Source organism: Paraburkholderia kirstenboschensis (assembly GCF_904848585.1).
In the GTDB taxonomy this organism is placed as follows: domain Bacteria; phylum Pseudomonadota; class Gammaproteobacteria; order Burkholderiales; family Burkholderiaceae; genus Paraburkholderia; species Paraburkholderia kirstenboschensis.
In genome coordinates, this window is the sequence record NZ_CAJHCR010000072.1 from 1 (window position 1) to 1475 (window position 1475).

The 1475-nt window shown below is 57.5% G+C and carries 1 protein-coding gene and 1 pseudogene; one reads left to right on the forward strand and one right to left on the reverse strand.

The window, feature by feature from the left end; translation table 11 throughout:
* Positions 1–658: 658 nt before the first annotated feature.
* Positions 659–1091: pseudogene (locus JMY24_RS39870) on the forward strand (IS6 family transposase); the annotation flags it as partial.
* Positions 1092–1265: 174 nt separating this feature from the next.
* On the opposite strand, the gene JMY24_RS38005 reads toward JMY24_RS39870, so the two are convergent.
* Positions 1266–1475, reverse strand: a 210-nt coding sequence (locus JMY24_RS38005; RefSeq protein WP_201704118.1) for an SDR family oxidoreductase, incomplete at its 5' end; no start/stop codon positions are given.

A 1475-nucleotide genomic window follows, 5' to 3' on the forward strand; every position in this document is an offset into this window, starting at 1 on the left:
CACTAGGCGCACTGCGCGCTCCCGGACTTCCGGGGAAAACTTGGTTACCTTCTTGTTCATGGCTCCATTCTCTCAAGAGTTGGAGCCTCCACAAAATCCGGGGCGGTTCACGAGTTTGCGCATGCACGCGCCGAGCGCAGACATCTTGGTCTGTCGCGAAGAAGATTAATCCGGACATCAAGGACTTATACGACAGGCTCTGCGCGCAGGGAAAGCTACTACCTGATTCGCACTTGATCGGCGCACAAGTCCGAGGTCGGCAGCAGCTTCCTTGCCGTTGCGGAAGCTGTTTGTAGCGAAAGTCGCGGCCATGTGCATTGCAGTTCTTTCGCCGACGGCAGGAAATGTGCGAAGTCGTGTGACGCTCCGACTCAGCAAATCGTCGGCGACGATGTGAGAGTCAATGGTCTTGCGCATGGCCTTGCATTGTCCGTGCAGAAACTCGATGCCGACGTCGATCGAAGACAAAACGCATTCCGTCGAACCCCGGACTGCGGCCTGTTCCCGCCGATTCCTCTCGCGTCTGAGGTCGGCTTCCAGACAGTCAAGGGGCATCAGCATTGCACTGAAATCCTTTAAGGTAGACTCCGCCGGTCGCCACTGTCTCGGCCGGGCGAGTCTGGAGTAGTGTGCCAGAAGCCGTTATGGCATATCCACAGAGCGGTCATGGCGCGTTGACGAAACCTACCTGAAGGTTCGTGACAATGGGTTTATCTATACCTTGCGGTAGATCGAGATGGCCAGACGATAGACTTCATGCTCAGTGCGAAACGTGACGTGGCCGCGGCCAGAGCCTTTTTTAGCAAGGCAATCAAACATCAGGGCCAGCCGCCGGAGACGATCGCGCTCGGTCGGTATGCCGCCTCGCACCGGGCGGTGCGTGAAATGAAGGCCGACGGCCTGCGGCCAAAGGGCACAAAGATCCGGTCCTCGAAGTACCTCAACAATGTGATCGAGCAGGACCATTGAAACATCAAGTTCAGAACGAACGTGATGCTCGGTTTCGAACGATTCAGGAATGCCATGACATGCTCGGGCTTGAAGATACCGCTGCTCCCGCTGTCTGGAATGCCGTCCTCTTCAATCGATAAGGTCCATACCGATAGGAAAAATCTCGGCCTGACCAGCCAATTTGTATCAGAACCGCCTATGAACCGTGCCTCCTAGCCTCGCATCATGAGGCAGGCACCGCACCGAGCCCTGCCCGTTGCCCGGCAATGCCGCCCTAGCCGGAAGTTGTGTGACGCGCGCCAGATTGTCGTCTTTCATCGCATGTTCATGCCGCCGTTGATGGCGAAATCCGCGCCGGTGACAAAACCGGCGTCGTCAGAACAGAGAAAGGCCACCAAGGCTGCGATTTCGTCCGGTTGACCGAGGCGGCCCACCGGAATCTGCGGGAGGATCTTCGTTTCCATCACGTCCTTGGGGACCGCCGCGGTCATCGCCGTGGCAAGGTAGCCAGGTGATACCGTGTT